Origin of the sequence: Mycobacterium rhizamassiliense, assembly GCF_900157375.1 — a bacterium.
GTDB lineage: Bacteria > Actinomycetota > Actinomycetes > Mycobacteriales > Mycobacteriaceae > Mycobacterium > Mycobacterium rhizamassiliense.
The window spans coordinates 1,447,152-1,470,782 of sequence record NZ_LT721901.1 but is presented as its reverse complement, the minus strand read 5'-3'; the positions used below and the strand labels follow the sequence as shown (position 1 = coordinate 1,470,782).

The following is a 23,631-nucleotide window of genomic DNA, read 5'->3' as shown; positions in this document are numbered from 1 at the left end:
GTTTGAATCACGATCACGGCAAACCTGGCAGACGGTGAACGCGGTTTCTAGGCTGCGCGGGTGGTCTCGACCAATCCGGCCCCGGCGCGCGTGACGCTGCGGGGCATCAACCGCACGTTCGGCGCACACGCCGTGCTGCACCAGGTCGACGTCGACATCGAGCCCGGCGAGGTGGTGGCGCTGCTCGGAGCGTCGGGCAGCGGCAAGTCCACACTGCTGCGGCTCATCGCCGGCCTCGACCGGCCGAGCGACGGGTGGATCGAGATCGACGGTGAGGGCGTCCAGGGCGTCGATCCGCGGTGTGCCGTGGTCTTCCAGGAGCCGCGCCTGCTGCCCTGGCGAACGCTGGCCGCCAACGTCGAGTACGGGCTGCCGGCAGGCACGGTCCGATCGAAAGGCATTGGCGCAGTGAAGCATTGGCTCGATGTCGTCGGGTTGGGCAACTTCGGCGGGCATTACCCCCGACAGGTGTCCGGCGGCATGGCGCAGCGCGCGGGTCTGGCCCGTGCCCTGGCCCGCCGCCCGCGCGTGCTGCTGCTCGACGAGCCACTCGCGGCGCTGGACGCATTGACCCGGCTGCGGATGCAGGACCTGCTCGACGAGGTGCAGCAGGAGGCCGGCACCACCACGGTGCTGGTGACACACGACGTCGACGAGGCGGCGATCCTCGCCGACCGGGTGCTGATCCTGCGCGCCGCAGAAGGGGCAGCCACGGGCGGCGCCCGCATCGCCGCGACATACGACGTCGCGATTCCCAAGCCACGCGATCGCGGCGACACCCGCATCGCCGCGCTGCGCGAGCAACTGTTGGACGAACTCGGCGTCCCCCGACGCAGCAGTCACGGCCTGCGGACCGCCGTCAAGGAGGAAACGAAAGTATGGTGAAAGGCCGTTATCTGACGGTGGTTTCGGTGATCGCCACCCTGGTCGCGGTGTCCGGCTGCGGTTCGAGCGGCGGCACCACGGCGTCGAAGGACATTCACCTGGACTACGCCTACTACAACCCACTGAGCCTGGTGATCCGCGACCAACACCTGCTCGAAAAGCAGGGCTACAACGTCACCTGGGTGCTCTCGCAGGGCAGCAACAAGGCCAACGAGGGACTGCGGTCGAAGGCCCTGGACCTCGGCTCCACCGGCGGCTCGCCCGCGTTGCTGGCGCGGGCGAACGGCACGCCGATCAAGGTCGTCGACGTGTACGCCAGGGGGGAGTGGACGGCGCTGGTGGTCGCCAAGAACTCACCCATCAACTCCGTCGCCGACCTGAAGGGCAAGAAGGTCGCCGTCACCAAGGGCACCGACCCGTATTTCTTCCTGCTGCAATCGCTTGCCACGGCCGGTCTTTCGGCCAGCGACATCGAAATCGTCAACCTCCAGCATGCCGACGGCAAAACCGCGCTGGAGCGCGGCGACGTCGACGCGTGGTCCGGGCTGGACCCGTTCATGGCGGAGACGATTCAGCAAGCGGGCTCCCGCATCATCTACCGCAACCCGGACTTCAATTCCGGCGGCGTCTTGAACGCCCGCGAGGATTTCATCGCCGCCCATCCGGATACGGTCCAGTTGGTGGTCAACACCTATGAGGAGGCCCGGAAGTGGGCAAAGACGCACCCGGCGGAGCTGGCGGCATTGCTGGCCTCGCAGGCGAAGGTACCGTTGAGCGTGGCCCAGGAGGAGCTGACGCGGATGTCAGTGGACACCAGCCCGGTTCCGGGGGATTGGCTGAGCGCGGTGCTGACCAGGGTCGAGCCGCTGGCGGTGGCGGACGGCGACATCAAATCCGACGATGCCGGCCGCAACGCACTGAACACGCTGATCGAGCCGAAGTACGCCCAGCAGGCGCACTGACGAAACCGCCTGGGCCACTGTCGAAGTGGCCGGTGGTGCTGGCCGGGTTGATCGTCCCGCTGCTGCTGCTGGTGGCCTGGCAGCTCGCCACGGCGGTCACCGGGTATTTCTCCCCCAGCCAGCTGCCGCCGCCCGCCGACGTCGTTTCCGCGCTGGGCGGACTGCTTCGGCACGGCGAGCTGTGGACGCACCTGAAGGCGAGCGGCGCGCGCGTTCTGGTCGGTTACCTGGCCGGCGCGGCGGTGGCGCTCGCGCTGGGTTCACTCATCGGGCTGTCGGTCATCGGGCGCAGGTTGCTTGCCCCGACCGTCGCCGCCTTCCGCACCGTGCCCTCGCTGGCGTGGGTCCCGTTGCTGCTCTTGTGGTTTGGCATCGACGAGACACCGAAGATCCTCATGGTCGCCATCGGCGCGTTCTTCCCCGTGTACACGACGACGGCATCGGCGCTCTCCCATGTCGACTCGCAGCTACTGGAGGTGGGCCGGGCCTATGGGCGGCACGGCGCCTCGCTGTTGACGACGGTGATGCTGCCCGCCGCGGCTCCGGCGTTGGTGAACGGGCTGCGATTAGGACTTGCCAACGCCTGGCTGTTCGTGGTGGCGGCCGAGCTGATCGCGTCGTCGAAGGGCCTTGGCTTCCTGCTGATCGACAGCCAAAACAGCGGCCGCACCGACGTGATGCTGCTGGCGATCGTGTTACTGGCCGCGCTGGGCAAGCTCAGCGACGCGCTGTTGGGTGCGGTGGAGGACCGGATGGTGCGCCGGCGTCGCTAGTCAACGGCGTCGACTCCGCAGGAGGTAGGCACCGGTAGTCAACTGCCACAAGGTAATTGAGTAGACGCTGCCGCGCTCCCACGCACCGTCGGGCAGCAGGTTGGCCGTCGCGGTCGTCGAGTTGACCAGCAGCATGAGCAGGCACAGCAGGCCGAGCGCCGCGACCAGTATGGACGCGCGGCGATACCAGTCGCGCGCGCCCACCGATACCACGACCGCGGACCCCGTCGCGATGGCGAGGTTGCCACCGACGATCGCCAGCGCAGCACCCACGCGATGCGCCGGCCCGGCGTGCACCGTTCCTATCACCATGTTGCCCAGTGCGTTCGCGGCGACCAGCGCCAAAAAGATTCGGGCCCGGCGGTTGTCGGGGACACCCACGATGAGCAGTGCGCCGAGCAGGAACAGGATCCCCTGCAAGTAGAACGCCGCATGCATCACGTAGGCCCGCGGAGAGTTCACCCCGAGATCGCTGATGTAGTTGCGCGTGTAGCTGTAGGTGGGAACGAAACCCGCCGCGGCGCATGCCTCCAGGATCAGGTATCCGACGGCCGCCACGATCCAGAGCGCTGCCCCACATTTGGCCAAGGTGTCTGACCTTTCGGCGTAGTCGGCCATTGCCGCGATTTTAGGCGCTGCCCGCGCGGCGATTCGCGACACGGGGCGCGCGCGATTAGGTAGTCCCTCCACTGGCCCGCACAATGACCGAATGCAAACAGCGCGGAAAGTCGCGAATTTCGCGGCTTATCCGTCGGCGTTTGCGCAGGTAATCCGCCGATCGCTGTCGATCACCGCGGTGCTGCTGGCGGTGCTGGGTTGCGGTGCGTGCACGGTCGGCGGCCGTCCCGCACCGGCAACAGGCGCCACCGGCGACTTCAGCGGGCCGATCGAGATCGGCAACGGGCGGCACCTTTATCTCGAATGTCGCGGAAAGGGCAGCCCGACCGTCATTTTGGAATCGGGCTATCACAATTCGGCGGATCCATGGAGCCAACTCGACACCGCCCCGCCGGCGGTAGGTCCAGCCGTGCTGCCCGCTCTGGCCGCCACCCATCGCGTCTGCGCCTATGACCGCCCGGGCACTTTGCGCGCGTCCGACCCGGCGACCATCAGCGACCGCAGTTCCCCGGTCGCGATGCCACGCACCGCGACCGACGTCGTCGGCGATCTGCACGCGTTGCTTGCCGCCGCACGACTGCGGGGTCCCTACCTCCTGGTCGGGCACTCGCTGGGCGGGCTGTTCGCCCGGTTGTACGCCGAGACCTACCCCGACCAGGTGTGCGGTGTGGTGTTCGTCGACGCCTTCGCGGCCGAGATACCGGCCACCCTGGGACCCGACTGGCCCGTCTATCGGCGGCAGCTCGATGGACCACCGCCGCAGTTCGCGGACTCGCCGTGGTTCGAGGAGATCGACATCGACAAGAGCGTCGGGCAGGTCGGTACCGCCGCCTTTCCGCCGATCCCCATCGCCGTGCTGGCCAGGACCGAGCCCTTCCTGATTCCCCCGACCGTCACGCCCGAGCAGGGCGCCAACTTGGAACGGGCCTGGGCGGCGGGCGCTTCGGCACTCGTCGCGCTGCGGCCGCAGACGCCGCGCATCCTCGCGACGGGCAGCGATCACTTCGTCCAGATCCACCAGCCGGACCTGGTGGTGGCCACCGTCGGCCTGGTGAACGCCAGGGCTGTTCCGAGTCGTTGACGCGGTCCAGTCATACTCGGCCGATGGGAGTAATTGGGGGCCTGGGGAACCGGCGATGAACATCACCGTGTTCCTGTCGGTGCTCGCACTCGCCGAGTTCGGCGGGATCATCGCGCTGGGCGTGGTGCTGATCTTGTCGCGCCGGCAATTGCGGGGGGCCAGAGCCGAACTCGAACGCAGCCGCAGGCCAAAGACCAGGCGTCGCACGCGCCCGGGACTCGCGCCCTTCGCGATCCGCACGGCTTTCAAGACGGCCGACTCGCTGATCACCAAAGGCCTTGGCGCCACGGTGCGCAACTCGGTCGAGGATCTCGCGGGCTGGGCGCAGGTGGAACGGCCCGATCTCGCCAGAATGACCGCCAACGGCGATGTCGTGATCGCCTTCTCCGACATCGAGGATTCCACCGCCCGCAACGAGGCCCTGGGCGATCGCGGCTGGGTCAAGCTGCTGGACCGGCACAACAGGCTCATCCGCCGCAACGTCGAGCAGCGCGGCGGCCGCGTGGTGAAGAACCAGGGCGACGGCTTCATGATCGCGTTCGCCGATGCCGAACAGGCCGTGCGGTGCGGCATCGACGTGCAGCGGGATCTACCCGATGACACCGAGGAGGGCGTGCGCGTCCGGATCGGCATCCACATGGGCACGTCGGTCCGGCGCGGCGACGATCTGTTCGGGCGCAATGTCGCCATGGCGGCGCGGATCACCGGACAGGCCGACGGTGGTGAGATCCTGGTCAGCGAATCGGTCCGCGACGCGATCGATGCGCTGCCGGATATCGAACTCAGCGCGCCGATCGAAGTCGAACTCAAAGGTCTTCAGGGCAGCCACAACCTGTACGCGGTCAAGCTGCCGCAGTGAGGCGGTACCGCCGTCAGTGACGCGGACGCAGCACGGGGGTCACCAGTTCGCCTGTGCCCAAATAACTCTCCAGGTTCTGGATCGAGAGCAATGCCATTGCGCGGCGGGTCCGGGCCGTGGCGCTGCCGATGTGCGGGAACAGCACGACGCTTTCCAGATTCCGCAGTGCAACAGGCACATTGGGCTCGTCGGCGAACACGTCGAGCCCAGCCCCGGCCAGGCCGCCACCTTCGAGCAACTCCACCAGCGCGTCCTCGTCCACGACGCTGCCGCGGGCGATGTTGATCAGATAGCCCTCGGGCCCCAGCGCCTCGAGGACGGTGCGGTCGACGAGATGGCGGGCCTTCGGGTCGCCCGTGGTGGCTACGACCAGGACATCGACCGACTCGGCCAGCTCCAGCGGTGACGCCGCATAACGATACGGCGAGCCGTCGATCTGGTGACGGTTGTGATAGGCGATGGCGCAATCGAATCCGAGCAGCCGGGTGGCGATCGCCGAACCGATGCGGCCCAGGCCCAAGATGCCGACCTGCAGGCCGCTGATGTCCCGGCCGTAGGAGAACCGGCCCTCGGTTGCCCAGCGGCCCTCCCGCACGTAGCGATCGGCCGCCCCGAACCGCCGCAGTGTCATCAGGATCAGACCCAGCGCGGTATCGGCAACGCTGTCCGACAGCACATCCGGAGTGTTACTTACCGCGATGCCGCGATGCCGCGCCGCCTCCAGGTCGATCGAATCGACCCCGGCCCCGTAGTTGACGATCGCCTCCAGGTTGGGCAGCGCCGCAATGGTATCCGCGTCGACGACGGACACACCCGAGGTCAACACCACCCGGAAGTCGGCCGCGCGCTCGGCCAGGAACCCGGCGCGCGCGGGACCGTCGGGGAGTTCCGCTATCTCGTACCGCGCGATCAGTTCCTCTTCGAGGGTCGGTTCCAACCGGCCGATCCGCAGCACGTGGGGCATCTTCTCGACCGTCACGCTCGGATCATCCTCCATCTGGCCCCGAACCGCTCGGCGTTGTGCGGGACAATCAGCTCATGGACGTTCCCGGTGCGCGGGCATGGATCGACGAGTGCGAGACCCTGATCAGCCGCCGGGGCCACCGGATCGCGTTCCGGCGCCGCGGGCAGGGGCCCACCGCCGGTGGGAGAAGGCGCTGGCCGCCTGGGACGGGCCCCTGCGCCTGGTGTGGGGACTCGACGATCCGGTGTCAGGGCGCCACGTCCTCGAGCGGGCCGCTGCGGTCCTGCCGCACGCCGAGGTGACGGCGCTCGACGGGCTCGGCCATTACCCGCAATCCGAAGCGCCACAAGCCGTTGCGGACGCGGTGCGCGCACGCCGTTAGAAGAAGGTCCCCGCGTACGGCGCCTCGGACACCGCGAACAGCCGATCGGCCGCATCGACGGCCGCGGGGTCCTCGGCAGCGGCCAGCCCGGCCGCCACGAGGTTGCGCCAGGTGACGCCGCCGAGTAGCACCGCGCCGAGCCCCGCGATCCCGATGCGCAGCCGGCCGCGCCCCCCGGTCACCTCGACCCCGCCGGCCGCGACGGCGTACGTGGCCGAATTGTCCAGCAGCAGCGGATCATTGACGGCGATGGTCACGGGTTCGGCACCCAGGTAGCTGCGGGCCGCCAGCGCCGCCCGGACGTCGACGACGCGCAGCCAGGTTTCGTCGTGCACCGCGGTCACCTTCATCGCCCGCCGATCGACAAGCAACCAGGGCAGCGGGCTGTCCATTGGAAGCATCCAAAACGTCACGCGGTCAACCAGATCCAGCTCGAACAGGAACCGCAGCAGCCCGACATGGGCGTCGACGGTCGGCGCGAAGAAGTCTTCCACGACGATCGTTCGCTGATCGCTGAGGAACCACTTCCCGGTGTCGGTGGGGCGGTAGCGGACGAATCCCGACTCGGATCCCGGTTCGCCGTAGACCGCGACATACCAAGCGCCCGAGGCGGCTTCGGTGCGCATCCGGACGCCCTGCCACCAGGGCGCGGGCCGGTCGATGGTTCCCGCCCGGGACGGGCGATTGGCGTCGTAGATGCCGGGCAAGATGTCCCAGACCTCGGCGGCGGCGAGCAGGCGCACCGGGGCGCCGGTAGCGACGCCGGGACGCAGTGCGGCCCGGGCGGTCTGCACCTCCACGGTCTGCGCCGAACTCGCCACTCCGTAGCCGTACCGCTCGTAGATCGTCGCCTCCGATGCCCGCAGCGAGGCGACGGCCTCCCCGCGCGCGGCGATGTCGCGCAGCTGATCACGGACCAGCTCGGTGGCGATGCCTCTGCGGGTGAACGACGGCAGCACCCCGATGTGCGTGACGGCGGCATGGCCGACCGTCGCCCCGCCGGGCAGGGTCAGTGTGCTTGTCACGGCGTCGGTGGTGCCGACCAGTTGCCCGTCGACGAATGCCCCGACGGTACGGCCGGGATCGAGCAGCGCGGTGATCTGCCCGGGCGGCAGATCGGGTAGCGGTGGAAAGCCCACCATCGCGGTGCGGAACACGTTGAGCGCGGCGATGAGGTCGTCCTCGGTCTCGAGGACGCGGAGCTCGGCGGTCATCAGGTCATCATGGCTCGTCCGCCCGGCGACGCTACGGGCGGCTGACCGGGTGCGGTCCTAGCAGCTACTCGCCGATTCGGCTGTGTCATCCCGAACATGACCGGCAGCAGCAGCAACGCGCCTGACAGCCATGCGACGGTTGGCAGCCACGGCAAGGCGGACGCCACTGCGGGCACCTTGTCGACGTGTGCGGTCACCAGCGCGATCCGCGCCATCGTTGCCAGGGCCACGACGGCGAAGAAGCCGCCGACGGCGGTGCCTTCACTCCCGTTGCGGCCGATCACGAACGCGGCCGCAACAGCACTGACCATCACGGCGCCCCAGGCGCCTCCGCAGATGAACTGCGCGATGCCAAGCGCGACCACGTTGGTGGCCTCCGCAGCGACCCAGGCCGACCCGGCGCCCACCAAACCTCCCAGCAGCGCGGTGACGAGGCCACCAAGACGCTTCACCAAGAGGGATGCCAGCGGCATCAGCAGCGTGAACCCGAACCAGAACAACGACAACAGAAAGGGAAGTTGTTCTGGCCGTGCATATTTAGCGAAGAGCGCCTGGGTATTGATCGCGGAATGTGCCTGAAATCCGATCTGCAGCAGCAAAACCGCGGCGAGGAACACCAGAAGAGTCACAGGTCGAGCTGCGCTGGGCGGATCTTTCTCGGGCGGGGCGGCGCGCTCGAGCGTCTTCTCCGCCCAGATGACCGTCGCGGTCACCGCTAGAACGGAAAGCGCTGCCGCGCCAAAGAGTATGCGCGGGTCGTCGGCCGTGATCCGTCCGGCAAGGAATGGCGTCGACGCGGTGGCCAGGCCCGCGCCGACGACGAACAGCGATCCCACCCAGGGTTGCCGACCGGCCGGCGTGTAGCGGCCGAGCAGCGCCAGCGGCGGCGCGCGCAGGGCCGAGGAGGTGAGTGCCCACACGACGATCAACGACACGAATATGCCGGCGCCGAATCGCGTGACGAAGGGCAGCAACAGGAACGCCAGCGCGGATACCGCTGTCACCCCGACGACGACCCTGCCCACCCGGCCGACCACCCTGGCCACCCGGTCGACGGCGACGCCGGTGGCCCAGTCGCACAGGGCGAAGACCAGTTGGTCGAGTACCAGAAGCCATCCGACCATGCCGCGGTCGATCCCGGCCTGCGCCGCGAGTTGCGGCAGGTAGATAACGTAGCCGACCCACGTCAACCCGAAGACGAGTTGCAGCAGACCGAAATACAGCCCGACTCTGGTTGACACCGCGCGCGCCATCACATCACCCTTCCCGCGCTGACTTATCTCCGAAAGGGGTTCGTAGCCGCAGTGCCGGCGGACGGCTAGGGGCCGCTCACCGGATAGGCAGGCGGGTCAGCGCGCGGGAGATCACCAGGCGCTGGATCTCGCTGGTGCCCTCGAAGATCGTGAAAATCTTTGCGTCGCGGTGCATGCGCTCCACCGGGTAGTCCCGGGTATAGCCGTTGCCGCCGAGGATCTGGATCGCCTCGTCGGTGACGTATACCGCGGTCTCGCTGGCCACCAGCTTGGCCATCGAACCCTCCGCCGAATCGAAGGTCTGGTTGTTGCGCGCCATCCAGCCGGCCCGCCACACCAGCAGGCGGGCGGCGTCGATCCGGCTCTTCATGTCTGCCAGCTTGAATGCGACGGCCTGGAATTCGCCGATCTTGCGGCCGAATTGCTCTCGCTGCGTGGCGTATTCGAGCGCGTATTCGTAGGCCGCCCGCGCCACACCGACGGCCATCGCGCCGACGGTCGGGCGGGTTCGCTCGAACGTCTTCATCGCGGCCTGGCCACCGGCGGAGGCGCCGGACTTCACCCTGGCAATGCGCGCCTCGAACTTCTCGCGGCCGCCCAGGATGCAGTCCTCGGGCAGCCGGACGTTGTCCAGGACTACCTCGGCGGTGTGCGAGGCGCGGATGCCGTGCTTCTTGAATTTCTGGCCCTGCGATAGCCCCTTGGTTTCCGGCGGGATGACGAACGAAACCTGGCCGCGCGTACCGAGTTCGGGGTAGACGGAGGCCACCACGATGTGCACGTTGGCGATCCCGCCGTTGGTGGCCCAGGTCTTGGTGCCGTTGAGCACCCATTCCTTGGCCGCCTCGTCGTAACGCGCGCGGGTGCGGATGGCGCCCACGTCGGATCCCGCGTCGGGCTCCGAGGAGCAGAACGCGCCGAGCTTCGGGTCGCCGGGTGTCCCGAACATCTCGGGTAAATACTGGCCCAGCTGTTCGGGGGTTCCGTTGCCCGCCAACGCGGCCGCCGCCAGCCCGGTGCCCATGATGGACAGTGCGATGCCGGCGTCACCCCAGAACATCTCCTCGAATGCGGCCAGCATGCCCAGCCCGGTCGGCTCGGCGGCCTGCTGCGCGAAGAAGTCGGGGGAGTACAGCCCGACCTTGGCCGCCTCCTGGATCACGGGCCACGGAGTTTCCTCGCGCTCATCCCATTCGGCAGCGGCCGGCCGGATGACCTCGGCCGCGAATTGGTGCACCCAATCGCGGACCTCGATCACGTCGTCGCTCAGTTCCAGTGAAAACGTCATGTTCAGCTCCTGAATTTACTTGGTAGTCAAGGGGTTCGGGGGTTCGTGTATTGGGCGAGGACGCTCAGCGTTTGGCTGACCCACGCCTCGAAGTAGCGCTCGCCGTCGATGTTGCCCGGCATGCGTCCGGTCAGCGCCTGCAACGTCGGCGCGTAGGAAAGCGACCCGATCGCCACGGCCGCGGCCGCCTCGGGATCGGGGATGCTGGTGCGCCCGGACCGGTTGGAGGCCACCAGCTCGTCGGTGAATCGCTGATAGGCGTTGTCGGTGATGACCTGCCAGGTCTTCTCGTCGAGGTCGCCGACCTCGTCGGGTTCACGCAGCATCACTTTGAGCACCTCCTCGCTTTCGACGAGGTTGCTCCAGATCAGCTGACCCGCCGTGCGGACCGCGCGCTCGACGCTGCCCGGTTCGCCGGCGTCGTACTGCTCGCGCGCGGCGACGATGCTGCCGATCCGGTGCGCGACGGCCGCCTCCAGCAGCTCACGCTTCGACGCGAAGTGTTTGTACAGCGCGCCAGAACCCGGCGCGAGACCGGACGCCCGCTGGATGTCAGCCACCGACGTCGCCGCGTAGCCCTTTGCGGCGAACAGCTTCAGTGCCTCGGCCAGCAGCCGATCGCGTCCCGAGACGGACATGGTGAGAGAGTACTCACTCACTGCCTGCGGTGGCAAATCGGACGTGGATTAAGGTTTTCGGGCGGGTACGTGTGCGGCCCCGTCCCCGGTGGTAGCCGGAGGGGGTCGGATGCGCGATGCTGAGACCCAGCTCGCGGAGCCCGGTGGCAAACCGGAAACCCGCCGGCAGGACGACGGAAGGAACGCAGTGAACGAAGAGCAGCGCAACATAATGGCGTCCGGCCGTGGCTTCATCGCCGCGCTGGACCAAAGTGGCGGCAGCTCGCCGAAGGCCCTGAAGCTGTACGGGATCGAAGAGGACGCCTACGACGGCGACGAGCAGATGTTCGACCTCATCCACGAGATGCGCGCGCGCCTGATCACGGCCCCGAGCTTCACCGGCGACAAGGTGATCGCCACCATCCTGTTCGAGCAGACGATGGATCGGACCATCAACGGTGAGGACTCCGCGGCCTTCTTGTGGAAGCAGAAGCACATCGTGCCGTTCGTGAAGGTCGACCAGGGGCTCGGCGACGCCGAAAACGGCGTGCAGCTGATGAAGCCCATGACCAAGCTCGACGCACTGCTGGATCGGGCCGTGGACAAGGGCATCTTCGGAACCAAGATGCGTTCGTTCATCCAGGAGCCGAACGAGAGCGGCATCAAGGCCATCGTCGACCAGCAGTTCGAGTTCGCGGACAAGATCGCCGCGCGCGGGCTGATGCCGATCATCGAGCCCGAGGTCAGCATCAAGAGCCCCGACAAGCCAAAGGCGGACAGCCTGCTGGTGTCGGCGCTGACCGCGAAGCTCGACGGGCTGCCCGGCGACGGTCAGGTCATGCTGAAGCTGACCCTGCCGGACGAGGACAACCTCTACGCGTCGTTGATCGACCACCCGCGGGTGTTGCGGGTCGTCGCCCTGTCCGGCGGCTACAGCATGATGGAGAGCTGCACGATCCTGAGCCGCAACCACGGCCTGATCGCCAGCTTCTCGCGGGCGCTGACCGAGGGACTGACCGCCCAGCAGAGCGAGGCGGAGTTCGACGAGAAGCTCGGGACCAATATCAAGGAGATCTACGCGGCCTCGATCACCTAGCGGCCCGGCGATCGCGTCCGGTCACCGCGAGGGGGTTCGGTGAATTCCATTGCGGCACTCGGCATTAAGGGAGTCGCCTGGTGATCATTGTCGTCGGCGCGGGCATATGCGGGCTTGCGGCCGCCTACGAATTGGCCCGGCGCGGCGAGGACGTGGCGGTGTTCGAGCGCGGTGAGCCGTACTCCGAACTGTCCGCGGGCTTGGCGCGCATCTTCCGCATCGTCCATCAGCGCGCCGAGCTTTGCGGGCTGGCCATCCGGGCGCGCGCCGGCTGGCGGCGCTGGGAGAGCGAGCTCGGCGGCGGGCGCCTGCTCGGTTCCGAAGGCTTTGTCGCGGCGGCCCCATCCGAGGCGACGGCGACGGCGATGACCGAGGCCGGCGCCGAGTTCTCCTGGCTTGACCGCCCCGGCGTCGAGGCCCGGATCCCCTTCGTCGCCGCTGGTGGGAGACCGCGATCTTCGATCCCATCGGTGGCAGCCTGCGCATCCGGCGTGCGCTGGCCGCCGTGGCGGCCCGGGTCGAGATCCGGCGTGGCCGGGTCGTCTCGCTCGGTGACGACGGCTCGGTCCGGCTGGCGGACGGGACGGTCACCCGCGCCGAGCAAGTCCTGGTCTGTGTGGGAGCCCAGACGCCGGAACTGCTGGGGCCGGTCGACGTCGAGTTCGTCCCGCACACCCGCTTCACCTATCAGGGCGCCGACGCCACCGGCGCCGCTTGCCTGGCGGCGCCCGAGGGTTATGGCCTGCCACTGGGCAGTACCGGACGTTGGGCGTTCGGTCAGGAGATCCCGGATCCGGCCGGCGTTCGCGCGTTGTTCCCGTCGTTGTCCCCGGTGGGCCAGGTGGACTGCGTCTCGGTACACGCTCCGTGGCTGGACGCCGGCGGTGACGGGTGGATGGTGTGGCGCCGCGGTCGGGTCGTTGCCCTCGTCGGGAACAACCTGATGAAGTTCGGCCCCTTGCTCGGGGAACTGCTCGCGCAGGCCGCGCTCACCGAGGGGCTGCCCGACGAATTGACCCTCGGTGATGCGCGGCGGTGAGCGATGAATGGGCCATGATGGTCGCGAAGAAGCAGTAGTCCACCAGGGGAGCCCAACATTCGCGCGTTGAGAAAAATCCGGCTGCCGATGCGGGTACTGTCGCTGCGCACCATCGTCCTCGTCGCGCAGCTAGGTGTGATTGCCCTGGTCGTCACCCTGGGTGTCTGGGTGTGGGTCGGCGTCACCAACGACCAATACAGCCAGCTCGACCGCCGCCTGGACTCGGTGAGCAGCCTGGGTGACATCAACACGCTGCTCACCAGCCCGCAGCAGACCAACGGCGATCGACCCTCGCCGGACGGCAACGTGGTGCGGACCGCGCGGGTCGGGGGCGTGACGGTGTCGGTGCCCAGCAACGTCGTGGTGCCCAAACTCGACGACGGCTACGCGAATACGACGATCAACGGCGTGCAGTACCGCGTCCGGACCTTCTCCGCCGGCCCGGCGTCTATCGCCCTGGCCGCGCCGCTGGCCGAGGCGCAGCACCGGATCAACGAACTGCACCTGCGCGTCCTGTTGATCTGCGGCGGCGTCATCACCGGCACCATCCTGGTCGGCTGGGTGATCTCACTGATCATGGTCAATCCGTTCCTGCTGCTGGCCCGGCAGGCCCGTCTCATCAGCGCCCAGTCCAGCCCCGACGAGGTTCAGGTCCGCGGCGTGCGTGAGGCAGTCGAGATCGCCGAAGCCGTCGAGGACATGCTGGATCGCATCGGCAAGGAGCAACAGCGCACCACCGCCGCGCTCGAATCGGCGCGCGACTTCGCGGCCGTCGCCTCGCACGAGCTGCGCACCCCGCTGACCGCCATGCGGACCAACCTGGAGGTGCTGTCCACGCTGGAGCTCGGCCCCGAGCAACGCCAGGAAGTGATCGGCGACGTCATCCGGACCCAGAGCCGCATCGAGGCGACGCTCACCGCGCTCGAGAGGCTGGCCCAGGGGGAACTGACGACCATCGACGACTTCGTCCCGTTCGACATCACCGAGCTGCTGGACCGCGCCGCCCACGACGCGCCGCGTACCTACCCGAACGCGGTGGTGTCGCTGGTGCCCTCGCCGACGGTGTTGATGATCGGGCTGCCGACGGGTCTGCGGCTGGTGATCGACAACGCCATCGCCAACGCCGTCAAGCACGGCGGGGCCACCAAGATTCAGCTCACCGTCAGCAGCTCCAGCGAGGGCGTCGAAATCGCGATCGACGACAACGGAACCGGTGTACCCGAAGAGGAACGCACCGCGGTCTTCGCCCGCTTCTCACGCGGCTCGACTGCGTCGCGGTCGGGTTCGGGCCTGGGGCTCGCGCTCGTGGCCCAGCAGGCCGAATTGCACGGTGGCAGTGCTTCCCTGCATGCCAGCCCGCTGGGCGGCACCCGGTTGCTGCTCAAGTTGGCCGGCGATGGGCGCGGACCGATCTGATCGAAAGATCTTGTAGATCAACGGCTTTGCCGTTATACCGCCGTCACGCACGCGTAACATATGGCCGTTGATAAGATTTGCGTTCCCTATGCAGGCGGCCCGCCAGGTTGACCCGTGTCCGGCCGCCCACCTACCTTCGAACGCAACAGCCAGGTGTGCCCAGCCGGACAACGGAGTTGGTGGATCGCGTAATCGTCTGTGCTGTACCGGATAGACCACTACCGCTGGTCGCGGGTGGTGAAACATGCCCGGTTTTCCAGACCTATGGAGGGGTCGATGCAGCACACAGCACACGCCGACGGTCCAGCTGCCGACTGTCCGGCTTCGCGGATGGACCGACTGCGCGCGGCGATGCGCTACGACCTGTCGGCGTCGCTGGTGGTCTTCCTGGTCGCGCTCCCGTTGTCGCTGGGAATTGCGATCGCCTCGGACGCACCGGTGCTCGCCGGCCTGATCGCCGCGATCGTCGGCGGCGTCGTCGGTGGCGCCATCGGCGGGTCGCCGCTGCAGGTCAGTGGTCCGGCGGCCGGGCTGACCGTGGTCGTCGCCGACCTCATTGGCGAATTCGGCTGGGAGATAACCTGTTTCATCACCGTTGCCGCGGGGGTCATGCAGCTGCTGTTGGGGCTCAGCCGTGTTGCGCGCGCCGCGCTCGCGATCTCGCCGGTCGTCGTCCACGCGATGCTGGCCGGGATCGGCATCACGATCGCCCTGCAGCAGGTTCACGTGCTGCTGGGCGGGGAGTCGAAAAGTTCGTCGTGGGACAACGTCGTCGGCCTGCCCGCGCAGGTCGTCGGCGCCCACCGGCCGGGGCTGGCCCTGGGCCTGCTCGTGATCGCGATCCTGGTGGCCTGGCGCTGGGCCCCGGCCAAGGTGGCCGCCATCCCCGGGCCGCTGGTCGCCATCGTGCTGGTAACGGTTGTCTCGCTGGTCTTTCCGTTCCGGGTGTCCCGTATCGAGCTGGACGGGTCGGTGCTCGAGGCGCTGCAGTTGCCGGCGATTCCGCACGGAAACTGGGGTGCCGTGGTCCTCGGCATCATCACCGTCACGCTCATCACCAGCGTGCAGAGCCTGCTGACCGCGGTCTCGATCGACCGTTTGCACCACGGTCCGCGCACCGACTTCAATCGTGAGCTGATCGGTCAGGGTGCCTCAAACATCGTGTCGGGGGCCATCGGCGGCCTGCCGATCGCCGGCGTCATCGTCCGCAGCGCGGCCAACGTCAACGCGGGAGCGAAAACTCGCGCCTCGACGATCATGCACGGCCTATGGATCCTGGTCTTCGCCCTGCCGTTCGCGGAGCTGGTGGAGCAGATACCGACCGCCGCGCTCGCCGGCCTGCTCATCGTGATCGGCATACAACTGCTCCAGCCCGCTCACATCGAAACCGCTTTGAAGACAGGAGATTTGGCCGTCTACCTGATCACTGTGGTCGGGGTCGTCTTCCTCAACCTGCTGCACGGTGTGATGATCGGCCTCGCGGTGGCCATCGCACTGACCGGGTGGCGGGTGATACGCGCCAAGGTGGAGGCCACGCCGGTCGGTGACGAATGGCGGGTGGACGTCGAGGGGGCCTGCACGTTCCTGGCGTTGCCGCGATTGACGCGCGTGTTGGCCTCGGTTCCCGAACGCACCACCGTCACCGTCCACCTGCTGGTGAACTACCTGGATCACGCTGCGCATCAGGCGATTAACGATTGGCAGCGCCAGCATCGCGCGACCGGCGGGACGGTCGAGATCCACGGCGCCGCGGAGGTGGGCGGGATTACGCGCCGTGCCGACCACGAGCCGGCTAAGTCGAGCCACCTGACGCTGGTCGAGGCCAACGCACCATCCTGAACTCGAACCCGTCGGCTCGGATGACCGGGGTAGGGCCTCTTGCATTCACCTGGACTTAGGGTACCCTAACTCCAGGCACTAGCAAGGAGGTCTGATGCCGACAACCTGGGTCGACGCGCTGCTACACAAGGCGCGCGAGAAGGGCGCCTCTCCCTACCCGCATCAGGCGGCGTTCTTCCTGAATAACCCTGTGCGCCGGGCGTTGTCCAAGCCGGGGCGGATCGTCGACGGCATCGGCCTCACCGGGACCGAACGCGTGCTGGAGGTCGGACCGGGGCCGGGCTTCTACAGCGTCGAGATCGCGCGGCGCCTCACCTACGGGCGACTCGACCTGTTCGACCTGCAGCCCGAGATGCTGCAGAAGGCCCGGCGGCAACTCGAGCAGGCCGGCTTCCATGACGTCGGCTTCACTGCGGGCCAGGCCGCCGAGGGATTCCCGTTCCCGGACAACACGTTTGATGCGGCATTTCTCGCCGCGGTGATCGGTGAGGTTCCGGACCAGCGGGCCTGCGTCCGATCGCTGGGCCGCATCTTGAAACCGGGCGGGCAGCTGGTGTTCGCCGAAGCGTTTCCCGACCCCGACCGGATCAGCGTTGCGCAGTTGCGTGACCTCGCCGAGCCGGAGAATTTCGAGTTCGTCGACGCGACCGGGAATCGCTGGCGTGACTTCGTGCGGTTCCGTAAGGCCGCATCAAACTAGTTCGAGCTCAGGCTCTTTCGTCGGCACCACCGTCGCTTTGCGCGGAAGCCCGCGCGGCCACCAGAACCACCGGCCCAGCAGCGCCACCAGCGACGGCACCACGAACGCCCGCACCACGAGGGTGTCGATCAGGAGGCCGACGGCGATCGTGGTGCCGATCTGGGCGATGCTCAGCACGCTGCTGCACAACAGGGCCAGCATGGTGAGCCCGAACACGATGCCCGCGGTGGTCACCACGCCGCCGGTGCCGCCGAACGCGCGGACGATGCCCGTTCGCAGGCCTGCGGTCGCCGCCTCCTGCTTGATGCGTAAGGCGAGCAGCAGGTTGTAGTCGGCGCCCACGGCGATCAGCGCGATGAATGCGATCGGCGCTGTTGCCCAGTGCAATTCCTGATGCAACAGGTCTTGCCAGATCAGTACGCTCATGCCCAACGCCGACGCGTACGAAGCGACGACGGTGCCCACGACTACCAGCCCGGCGACCGGACTGCGCAGCATGCCCGTGACGATGACGAAGATGAGCACCAGCGCCGCGCCCACCAACAACGTCTCGTCGCGGGCGACGAACCGCTGCAGGTCGGCGGTCACCGGCCCGACGCCGGCCAGGTCGACGGCGGTCGGCGCCAGCGTGCCCTCCTTGGTGGCCTCCTTGATGGCGGCGCGGACCTGATGCTCCCGGTGGGCCCCGTCGTCGCCCCATTCCGAACCGTCGCCGTACACCAGCAGGTAGGTGGCGCGGCCGTTGGCCGAAATCAGCTGGCGCAGAACCTCGGTGTAGCGCGGGTCGCTGAATGCCCGCTGCGGCAGGTAGAAGCCGGATGCGGCGCTGCCCTGGAATTGGGTATCGATCTCCGTCAAGTAGTCGGTCAGCTGGTGCAGCTGCGGCCCGAGGGACTGCGTGAGGCCGAGAAGATCATGCGTGGCCGAGCGAGCCTGTCCCAGAGCGTCTTTCATCGACGCCACGGACTTCGGTAGCCGGGCAAGGGCGGCGGCGGCCGTGGTAGACCCGCCGGTGAGTTTCGCGGCGCCGTCGCCGAGCTCGGTCGAACTCTGCACCAGGCTGTCCACGGGCTGCAGCACGCGATCCACCGTCGAGCACAACGGATTGGCCGCGCAGTCGGGGGTGCGGCCGACGAAGTCGCGCAGCGGGGTCAGGTAGCCCGACACCGTGGTGACGGTATGTTGCAGGCCGGTCATGCCGGTGCGCATGTCGCTCGCGGCCGACGACATGTCCGCGAGACCCGCGCTGCCGCCGAGCAATCCACTGCCGAGGCTGTCCACCGCCGCCTCGGCCTGCGCCAGCGCGTTGTCCAGCTCCGCGACCCGGGCGAGCCGTTGATTCAGCGAATCGATGGTGTCCCCGAACCGGTGGCCCAGCACACCGGCCTGGTAGGTGAGCGTGGCCTCGTCGGGCACCTTGCCGTCCGGACGGCTGGCCGACTGCACGCTGCGTACGCCCGGAATTGCCATGAGCTGTCGGGTCATTCGCTCGATCGCGATCATCCCCGCCGGGTTGCGCAGATCGTGGTCGGACTGGACGGTGACGATGTCGGGCAGCAGTGCGTTAGCCGGCAGGTGCCGATCGACGGCCGCGTAGCCGCGGCTGGACTCGGCCGACGCCGGGGTCGCCGCGGGTTCGTTCCACCCGACCCGGATGCCGGCCAGCGGCAGCGCCGCCAGCAATGTCAACCCGCCCGCGGTGACCAGGATGGGCCCGGGCCAGCGCGCGACCGCCGCACCGACCCGGCGCCACCGCCGCGCCGTCGTCGAGGGCCGCGGCTCGAGGTATCCTCGGCGCACCGCCAGACCCATGAGCGCGGGTGTCAGCAGCAGCGCCGCCAGCATGGTCACGAAAATGCCTATGGCAGAGGGGATTCCGGCGCTGCGGAACATGCCCACCTTGGCGAAGCCCAGGCAGGCTAGCGCCGCCGACACGGTTAGCGCCGAACCGATTACCACCGGCGCGACCGCGCGATAGGCGTCGGACAGCGCCCGATCCGGTGGCAGGCCGCGGCGGCGACCCTCGTGGTATCGCCCGACGAGAAAGATCGCGTAGTCGGTGCCCGCGCCCAGCGTCATCGCCGCCATGAGCGCCACCGAGAACAGCGACACCTCGACCACGCCGGACTGCCCGAGCGCGGCGACGGTGGCCCGCGCCACCGCCAGGGCCAGACCGACCGACGTCAACGGGATCGCCGCGGCGATCGGCGATCGGTACACCACCAGAAGCAGCAGCAGGATCAGCCCGATGGTGGCCGCGGTGATCCCGAGCATCTGCCGGTCGATCGCGGCGAATTCGTCGACGATGGTGGCGCCGGGTCCGGTGACGTCGACATGCAGGCCCGCCGGCGCGGGGATGCGCGTGATGACGTTGCGCACCGCGTTGACCGACTCGCGCGCCTGCGAGGTGCCCAGCATGCCGGCCAGCCGCACCATCACCTTGACGACCTTCCTGTCGGGACTCTGCGCGCCCGCGGCCGTGGCGGGTTGCGACCACAGGTCCGAGACCGCGTAGACGTGGCGGCGGTCCGAGGCGAGCGCCGCCGTCAACGCGTCGTAGAACTGGCGGTCGCGTGGGCCCATCCGCTGGTCGCTTTCCAGCACCACGTAGACGAAGTTGTTGGTGGGCGTCTGGCCGAACAGCTGCGCCGCCCGGGTCGCCGCGATGGAGCTCGGCGCGTCGGCGGGCATGAAGGATCGGGTGTGGGCGTCGATGACGCGTTCCAGTTGCGGCACCGCGACGTTCCCGAGGGCGGCCGCCAGCACCCAGAGGCCGATGATCAGGATTGCGTACCGGCCGGTCAGCAGCCGGAACAGTCGATCCCCCCATAAATTCATGGTTCGACGCTACGAAGACGGGCCGGTGCCGCGCGTCGTGCCGAAGTTCGGTCTTGCCCTCCTACCACGGGCGGAGGCCAATCCCGACCTCGGCATGATGTGACCTGGTTGCGGGCTCTTTTAGGATTGGCTGATGTTGCGTGCCGTCAGCGGTTACCTGCGGGAACGGCTACGCCGAAAACGCGAGATGATTCCGGTGGGCATCACCTGGACATCCTTCATCGCCGTCGACGCGATCGAGTTCGGCGGCTGGGTCATCGCAATAGTGCAGCGACCGGCCGCGGACCTGCCCGTCGGTCTGGCCGGGTTCGCGATGTCCACCACACCGATGCTGTTGTTCTTCTTCTTCAACATGAAGCTCAGCCCGACGGTGATATGGGCGGCCTGGTCGACGGCGACGGCCATGATGTTGTTCGGCACGTCGACGCCCGTGCATACCGATTTCGCACCGGTGCTGCTGGTGCTCATGGTGCTCGCTGTCGCGGCATTGAGTTCCGTCGCGGGCGGCTTGGCGGCGGCCGTGTCTGCGGTCGCGTTGCTGCTCGCCGCATCCGCGCTGCATCGCCTCGATGCGGTGGCGCTCTACCTATGTTTTGTGGGGGCGGCCTGGCTGCTCGGCTACGTGATGCGCTCCCAACGGTTGCTGATGGCGAAACAAATCGAGGCGCAGGAAATGCTGTCCGAGCACGCCGCCGCCGACGAGCGGCGGCGCATCGCGCGGGAAGTGCATGACGTGATCGCGCACTCGCTGTCGGTCACGCTGCTCCACGTGACGGGTGCGCGGCGGGGCCTGCAGCAGGACCGCGATGTCGACGACGCGATCGAGGCGCTGGAGCAGGCCGAGCAACTCGGTCGCCAGGCGATGGCTGACATCCGTCGCACCGTCGGGTTGCTCGACCGCGGGCCGATGAAGACCACGCCGGAGCCGGCCGTCCACGACATCGGCATTTTGGTCAAGGATTTTGAGCGGGCCGGGCTGGCCGTGACGCTGCGCATCGAAGGGCCCACCGAGCGCGTTTCGGGGGTGCTGGGCCTGGCGCTCTACCGGATCGCCCAGGAGTCGCTGGCCAACATCGCCAAACACGCACCCGACTCGAAGGCGGCCGTGGTGCTAGAGGTTTCAGCAAATTCGGCGAAGCTCGCCATCACCAACCAGCTGCCCGCCGCCGTATCGGCCGCGCAATCGTCGGAAGGCCGCGGCCTGCGCGGCATGCGCCAGCGGGTGGAGCTGCTCGGGGGCGCGATCAACGCCGGCCCGACGGATGCCGGGTGGGCGGTGCAGGCGGACGTGCCGCTGCACGAGGGCGACGCCAGTTGGCGGCCGTGGTGGTGCAAACAATGACCGACGACGCACCCGAGATCGCCGTGCTGCTGGTCGACGACCAGGATCTGGTGCGCTCCGGGCTGCGCCGAATCCTGCGCCGCAAGGACGGTTTCACCGTGGTCGCCGAGTGTTCGGACGGCGACGAGGTGCCCGCGGCCGTGGCCGAACACCGACCCGACGTCGTGGTGATGGATCTGCGGATGCGACGGGTCGACGGGATCGAGGCGACGCGGCGGCTGGCCGGCGGGCCGCCGGTGCTCGCGTTGACGACGTTCAACGAGGACGACTTGCTCTCCGGCGCGCTGCGGGCCGGTGCCGCCGGCTTCGTGCTCAAGGACTCGTCGGCCGAGGAGCTGATCCGCGCGGTGCGCGCGGTCGCCAGGGGCGACAGCTACCTCGACCCGGCGGTCACCTCGCGGGTTCTCACCACCTACCGCAAGGCCGCCAACGGCCCACGCGGCAACGACATCGCCGAGCTGACGACCCGCGAACTCGACGTGCTCACCCTGATCGGAAAAGGTTTGTCCAACACCGAGATCGCCGCGGAGCTCTGCATCTCGGGAGTGACAGTCAAGAGCCACATCGGCCGGATTTTCGGAAAGCTCGACCTGCGCGACCGCGCCGCAGCCATCGTCTACGCCTACGACAACGGCATCGTCGCGCCGCGTTGACGACCTACAGCGGCGGGGTCTGGTCGGTCAGGTTCAGCATCAGATAGGCGATGCAGAACAAGAAGTTCAACACCAACAGGATCAAGCCGGCAAATAATGCCGAGCGGGTGCCCTTGCGCTGCAGCCGCTTGAATCTCGCGCTGCGCTGATCGCGCTCCATCTGCATTGCTATCAGGGCGAAATGGATATCCGTGGCTTCGTTTTCGGTGCACGGCATGCCCGCGAGCATCTGTTGAAGGCGGACCGGTGGGGCTTGGATTCCGACGCGAGCAAAGCTACGGCTCATTCGCCGTGCCCGCCGCTGGCCGAGAATCTCATATCGCGTGTGAACTTGGTGCGAGAGTCGTCCTCGCTCTTCGCCAAGGGGGTTCGAAGCGGCCGTCACAAGCGGGAGTCTAGACCCATTCGGGGGCGCAGCGCGCGATTACTTTGGCCCAATGTGATGCGGGGTTTGCGGTGCTGGTCAAGGGGTCTCGGCACCGCCGCTGATCCGCTCGGATGCGGGTAGGTCGAGGTAGCGCTCGAGGTTGCGATGCATGTTGATCACCCGGCGTTCCTCACCCGAAAGCGCGAGGTGGGTGAAGCCCGGCTGGTGCATGCCCCGCTGCAGGCCGGCGAGCACTCGAATGTCTTGGGTCAGTACCACGCCCGGCTCGGACTGGTCGGCGGGCACGCGAACGTCGGTCGGCTTGTTGCGGGGCGCATCCGGCGCCACCCGCGTCATCAAGAACATCACCAGCTCGCCGTGATCGGGGTCCGCGCCCGGGCGCGAGCACATGATCGTCAGGTGGTCGGCGTTGGTCAGCAGCGTCATGTTCGGGAACACGTTGTACTGGTGCAGGCGCGTCACCCGATCGGTGTCGGCCCAGTCGAGATTCACGCCGCGGGAGGCCGCGAATTGGCGGGTGCGCGCGGCGATCAGTTCCTGGACGGTCTGCCCGGGCTCGAGTTCGTCGGCGGGGAAGGGCGTGCCCTCGGCCGCGCCCATGAGCGCGCCCTGGGTGTATACGTAAGCGTCCCAGACCTCTTCGTCGCTCAGCGAGCCCTCGAAGCGAGGGCTTTGCACGCCATAGGGCTGGTCGGATTTACCCGTATGGCCCCAGATCTGTTGCGGCGCATGGATATCGTCGATGCAGCGCAGTAACTCCGGATGCAGCGTCTGAATGTGGTAGGTCTCGCTGTAGCCGTCGGCGATCGTCTTCCAGTTTGCCTCGACGTCGACCGTCAGCGTGGCATAGCACCGGAAATCTTCCAGATGACACCACGCGATGTCATCGGGTATTGCCTCCAGGTACTCGAGCAACGGCATCGCGTCCAGATCGAGATTGACGAACACGAGTCCCGCCCAGCAGTCGACTCTAGCCGGTAGCAAAGGAAATTCGGACATGTGCAACGCGCCGAAGCCCTTGCGGTTGGGCACCCGCTTGAGCGCCCCGGCCAGGTCCCACGTCCAGCCGTGATAGCCGCACTTGAGCTCGCTGAGCCCGGAGCCCGAGCCCTGGCACAGCGAGTTGCCGCGATGCCGGCAGACATTCTGGAAGGCGCGCAGCACGCCGTCGTCGCCGCGCACGATCAGTACCCCGTACTGGCCGCAGCGGTATTCGAAGTAGTCGCCCGGTTCGGCGACATGGTCGACCATGCAGGCGACCTGCCACACTTTCGGCCACATGCGTTCGGCCTCGAGCGCGGCGAACGCCGGGGAGTAATACCGTTCGGCCGGAACCAGAGTGGGGCTCGGCGGCGGGGTGCCGATGGCATCCCCGTCGCGGGTGCGTGCCGGATTGCCGGCAGCCGCTTTCACCGGTGGAGCCG

General features: G+C 67.9%; 21 protein-coding genes and 1 pseudogene. 13 read left to right on the top strand and 9 right to left on the bottom strand.

The window, feature by feature from the left end; genetic code table 11:
- Positions 1-90 precede the first annotated feature (90 nt).
- From MRAB57_RS07225 to MRAB57_RS07215, 3 genes are all read left to right on the top strand, one after another.
- On the top strand, positions 91-885 hold the full coding sequence (locus MRAB57_RS07225) for an ABC transporter ATP-binding protein (protein ID WP_083743594.1): 795 nt from the start codon (positions 91-93) through the stop codon (positions 883-885).
- Entirely contained in the window at positions 882-1,847 is a 966-nt protein-coding gene (locus tag MRAB57_RS07220; RefSeq protein WP_077090443.1) for an aliphatic sulfonate ABC transporter substrate-binding protein, read from the top strand. Before MRAB57_RS07225 ends, MRAB57_RS07220 begins: the two co-directional genes overlap by 4 nt.
- Positions 1,848-1,918: 71 nt before the next feature.
- On the top strand, positions 1,919-2,620 hold the full coding sequence (locus tag MRAB57_RS07215; RefSeq protein ID WP_077090444.1) for an ABC transporter permease: 702 nt from the start codon (positions 1,919-1,921) through the stop codon (positions 2,618-2,620).
- On the opposite strand, the gene MRAB57_RS07210 is transcribed toward MRAB57_RS07215, so the two are convergent.
- Positions 2,621-3,238 carry a DUF998 domain-containing protein gene (locus MRAB57_RS07210; RefSeq protein WP_077086965.1) on the bottom strand — a complete coding sequence of 206 codons (618 nt, stop codon included), beginning with the start codon at positions 3,236-3,238 and terminating at the stop codon, positions 2,621-2,623.
- Positions 3,239-3,329: 91 nt separating this feature from the next.
- On the opposite strand from MRAB57_RS07210, the gene MRAB57_RS07205 reads away from it, so the two are divergent.
- The gene (locus MRAB57_RS07205) at positions 3,330-4,319 is read left to right on the top strand and encodes an alpha/beta fold hydrolase (protein ID WP_077086964.1); all 990 of its coding nucleotides are present in this window, start codon (positions 3,330-3,332) and stop codon (positions 4,317-4,319) included.
- A 55-nt stretch (positions 4,320-4,374) separates the two neighbouring features.
- The gene (locus MRAB57_RS07200; RefSeq protein ID WP_077086963.1) at positions 4,375-5,178 is read left to right on the top strand and encodes an adenylate/guanylate cyclase domain-containing protein; all 804 of its coding nucleotides are present in this window, start codon (positions 4,375-4,377) and stop codon (positions 5,176-5,178) included.
- Between the two features lie 13 nt (positions 5,179-5,191).
- On the opposite strand, the gene MRAB57_RS07195 is transcribed toward MRAB57_RS07200, so the two are convergent.
- Positions 5,192-6,142, bottom strand: coding sequence for a 2-hydroxyacid dehydrogenase (locus tag MRAB57_RS07195; protein ID WP_425436717.1), 951 nt, complete (start codon positions 6,140-6,142; stop codon positions 5,192-5,194).
- Between MRAB57_RS07195 and MRAB57_RS29085 the strand changes: the two genes are divergently transcribed.
- Complete coding sequence (locus MRAB57_RS29085) at positions 6,072-6,524, top strand: alpha/beta fold hydrolase (RefSeq protein WP_108638064.1); 453 nt, start codon at positions 6,072-6,074, stop codon at positions 6,522-6,524. The genes MRAB57_RS07195 and MRAB57_RS29085 overlap by 71 nt on opposite strands.
- Here the strand turns inward: MRAB57_RS29085 and MRAB57_RS07185 are convergent.
- The 4 genes from MRAB57_RS07185 to MRAB57_RS07170 form a co-directional block, all read right to left on the bottom strand.
- Positions 6,521-7,738 carry a GNAT family N-acetyltransferase gene (locus MRAB57_RS07185; RefSeq protein WP_077086962.1) on the bottom strand — a complete coding sequence of 406 codons (1,218 nt, stop codon included), beginning with the start codon at positions 7,736-7,738 and terminating at the stop codon, positions 6,521-6,523. The genes MRAB57_RS29085 and MRAB57_RS07185 overlap by 4 nt on opposite strands.
- Positions 7,738-8,979: an MFS transporter gene (locus tag MRAB57_RS07180; RefSeq protein ID WP_157900562.1), complete on the bottom strand. Its 1,242-nt coding sequence runs from the start codon at positions 8,977-8,979 to the stop codon at positions 7,738-7,740. The genes MRAB57_RS07185 and MRAB57_RS07180 overlap by 1 nt, the downstream gene beginning before the upstream one ends.
- 88 nt (positions 8,980-9,067) lie before the next feature.
- Positions 9,068-10,279 carry an acyl-CoA dehydrogenase family protein gene (locus MRAB57_RS07175; RefSeq protein WP_077086960.1) on the bottom strand — a complete coding sequence of 404 codons (1,212 nt, stop codon included), beginning with the start codon at positions 10,277-10,279 and terminating at the stop codon, positions 9,068-9,070.
- A 26-nt stretch (positions 10,280-10,305) separates the two neighbouring features.
- A complete protein-coding gene (locus MRAB57_RS07170) occupies positions 10,306-10,917 on the bottom strand; it encodes a TetR/AcrR family transcriptional regulator (protein WP_077086959.1) in 612 nt (203 codons plus the stop codon).
- 187 nt (positions 10,918-11,104) lie between these two features.
- Here MRAB57_RS07170 and MRAB57_RS07165 point away from each other — a divergent pair, with 187 nt between their 5' ends.
- From MRAB57_RS07165 to MRAB57_RS07145, 5 genes and pseudogenes are all read left to right on the top strand, one after another.
- Positions 11,105-11,992 carry a fructose bisphosphate aldolase gene (locus MRAB57_RS07165; protein ID WP_077090441.1) on the top strand — a complete coding sequence of 296 codons (888 nt, stop codon included), beginning with the start codon at positions 11,105-11,107 and terminating at the stop codon, positions 11,990-11,992.
- Between the two features lie 80 nt (positions 11,993-12,072).
- A pseudogene (locus tag MRAB57_RS29495) lies at positions 12,073-13,031 on the top strand (NAD(P)/FAD-dependent oxidoreductase).
- Between the two features lie 87 nt (positions 13,032-13,118).
- A complete protein-coding gene (locus tag MRAB57_RS07155; protein ID WP_077086958.1) occupies positions 13,119-14,447 on the top strand; it encodes a sensor histidine kinase in 1,329 nt (442 codons plus the stop codon).
- A 276-nt stretch (positions 14,448-14,723) separates the two neighbouring features.
- Entirely contained in the window at positions 14,724-16,286 is a 1,563-nt protein-coding gene (locus MRAB57_RS07150; protein WP_083743592.1) for a SulP family inorganic anion transporter, read from the top strand.
- 94 nt (positions 16,287-16,380) lie between these two features.
- Positions 16,381-16,986 (top strand): class I SAM-dependent methyltransferase, encoded by a 606-nt coding sequence (locus MRAB57_RS07145; protein WP_077086957.1) that lies wholly within the window; start codon positions 16,381-16,383, stop codon positions 16,984-16,986.
- Here MRAB57_RS07145 and MRAB57_RS07140 read toward each other — a convergent pair.
- Positions 16,978-19,824, bottom strand: coding sequence for an MMPL/RND family transporter (locus MRAB57_RS07140; RefSeq protein WP_077086956.1), 2,847 nt, complete (start codon positions 19,822-19,824; stop codon positions 16,978-16,980). The two genes, MRAB57_RS07145 and MRAB57_RS07140, sit on opposite strands and share 9 nt — an antisense overlap.
- A gap of 133 nt (positions 19,825-19,957) precedes the next feature.
- Here MRAB57_RS07140 and MRAB57_RS07135 point away from each other — a divergent pair, with 133 nt between their 5' ends.
- The gene (locus MRAB57_RS07135; RefSeq protein WP_077086955.1) at positions 19,958-21,166 is read left to right on the top strand and encodes a sensor histidine kinase; all 1,209 of its coding nucleotides are present in this window, start codon (positions 19,958-19,960) and stop codon (positions 21,164-21,166) included.
- Positions 21,163-21,819: a response regulator transcription factor gene (locus tag MRAB57_RS07130; protein WP_077086954.1), complete on the top strand. Its 657-nt coding sequence runs from the start codon at positions 21,163-21,165 to the stop codon at positions 21,817-21,819. The genes MRAB57_RS07135 and MRAB57_RS07130 overlap by 4 nt, the downstream gene beginning before the upstream one ends.
- A gap of 4 nt (positions 21,820-21,823) precedes the next feature.
- On the opposite strand, the gene MRAB57_RS07125 is transcribed toward MRAB57_RS07130, so the two are convergent.
- Both MRAB57_RS07125 and MRAB57_RS07120 read right to left on the bottom strand, forming a co-directional pair.
- On the bottom strand, positions 21,824-22,204 hold the full coding sequence (locus MRAB57_RS07125; RefSeq protein ID WP_245835861.1) for a hypothetical protein: 381 nt from the start codon (positions 22,202-22,204) through the stop codon (positions 21,824-21,826).
- A 78-nt stretch (positions 22,205-22,282) separates the two neighbouring features.
- Positions 22,283-23,620: an aromatic ring-hydroxylating oxygenase subunit alpha gene (locus MRAB57_RS07120; protein ID WP_077086952.1), complete on the bottom strand. Its 1,338-nt coding sequence runs from the start codon at positions 23,618-23,620 to the stop codon at positions 22,283-22,285.
- Between the last annotated feature and the right edge of the window lie 11 nt (positions 23,621-23,631).

Excerpts from the sequence above, each read along its gene's own strand:
- MRAB57_RS07210 (WP_077086965.1), bottom strand. The coding sequence starts at position 3,238 with ATGGCCGACTACGCCGAAAGGTCAGACACCTTGGCCAAATGTGGGGCA.
- MRAB57_RS07205 (WP_077086964.1), top strand. The coding sequence starts at position 3,330 with ATGCAAACAGCGCGGAAAGTCGCGAATTTCGCGGCTTATCCGTCGGCG.
- MRAB57_RS07200 (WP_077086963.1), top strand. The coding sequence starts at position 4,375 with ATGAACATCACCGTGTTCCTGTCGGTGCTCGCACTCGCCGAGTTCGGC.
- MRAB57_RS07195 (WP_425436717.1), bottom strand. The coding sequence starts at position 6,142 with ATGCCCCACGTGCTGCGGATCGGCCGGTTGGAACCGACCCTCGAAGAG.
- MRAB57_RS07185 (WP_077086962.1), bottom strand. The coding sequence starts at position 7,738 with ATGACCGCCGAGCTCCGCGTCCTCGAGACCGAGGACGACCTCATCGCC.
- MRAB57_RS07175 (WP_077086960.1), bottom strand. The coding sequence starts at position 10,279 with ATGACGTTTTCACTGGAACTGAGCGACGACGTGATCGAGGTCCGCGAT.
- MRAB57_RS07170 (WP_077086959.1), bottom strand. The coding sequence starts at position 10,917 with ATGTCCGTCTCGGGACGCGATCGGCTGCTGGCCGAGGCACTGAAGCTG.
- MRAB57_RS07155 (WP_077086958.1), top strand. The coding sequence starts at position 13,119 with ATGCGGGTACTGTCGCTGCGCACCATCGTCCTCGTCGCGCAGCTAGGT.
- MRAB57_RS07150 (WP_083743592.1), top strand. The coding sequence starts at position 14,724 with ATGCAGCACACAGCACACGCCGACGGTCCAGCTGCCGACTGTCCGGCT.
- MRAB57_RS07145 (WP_077086957.1), top strand. The coding sequence starts at position 16,381 with ATGCCGACAACCTGGGTCGACGCGCTGCTACACAAGGCGCGCGAGAAG.
- MRAB57_RS07140 (WP_077086956.1), bottom strand. The coding sequence starts at position 19,824 with ATGAATTTATGGGGGGATCGACTGTTCCGGCTGCTGACCGGCCGGTAC.
- MRAB57_RS07135 (WP_077086955.1), top strand. The coding sequence starts at position 19,958 with ATGTTGCGTGCCGTCAGCGGTTACCTGCGGGAACGGCTACGCCGAAAA.
- MRAB57_RS07130 (WP_077086954.1), top strand. The coding sequence starts at position 21,163 with ATGACCGACGACGCACCCGAGATCGCCGTGCTGCTGGTCGACGACCAG.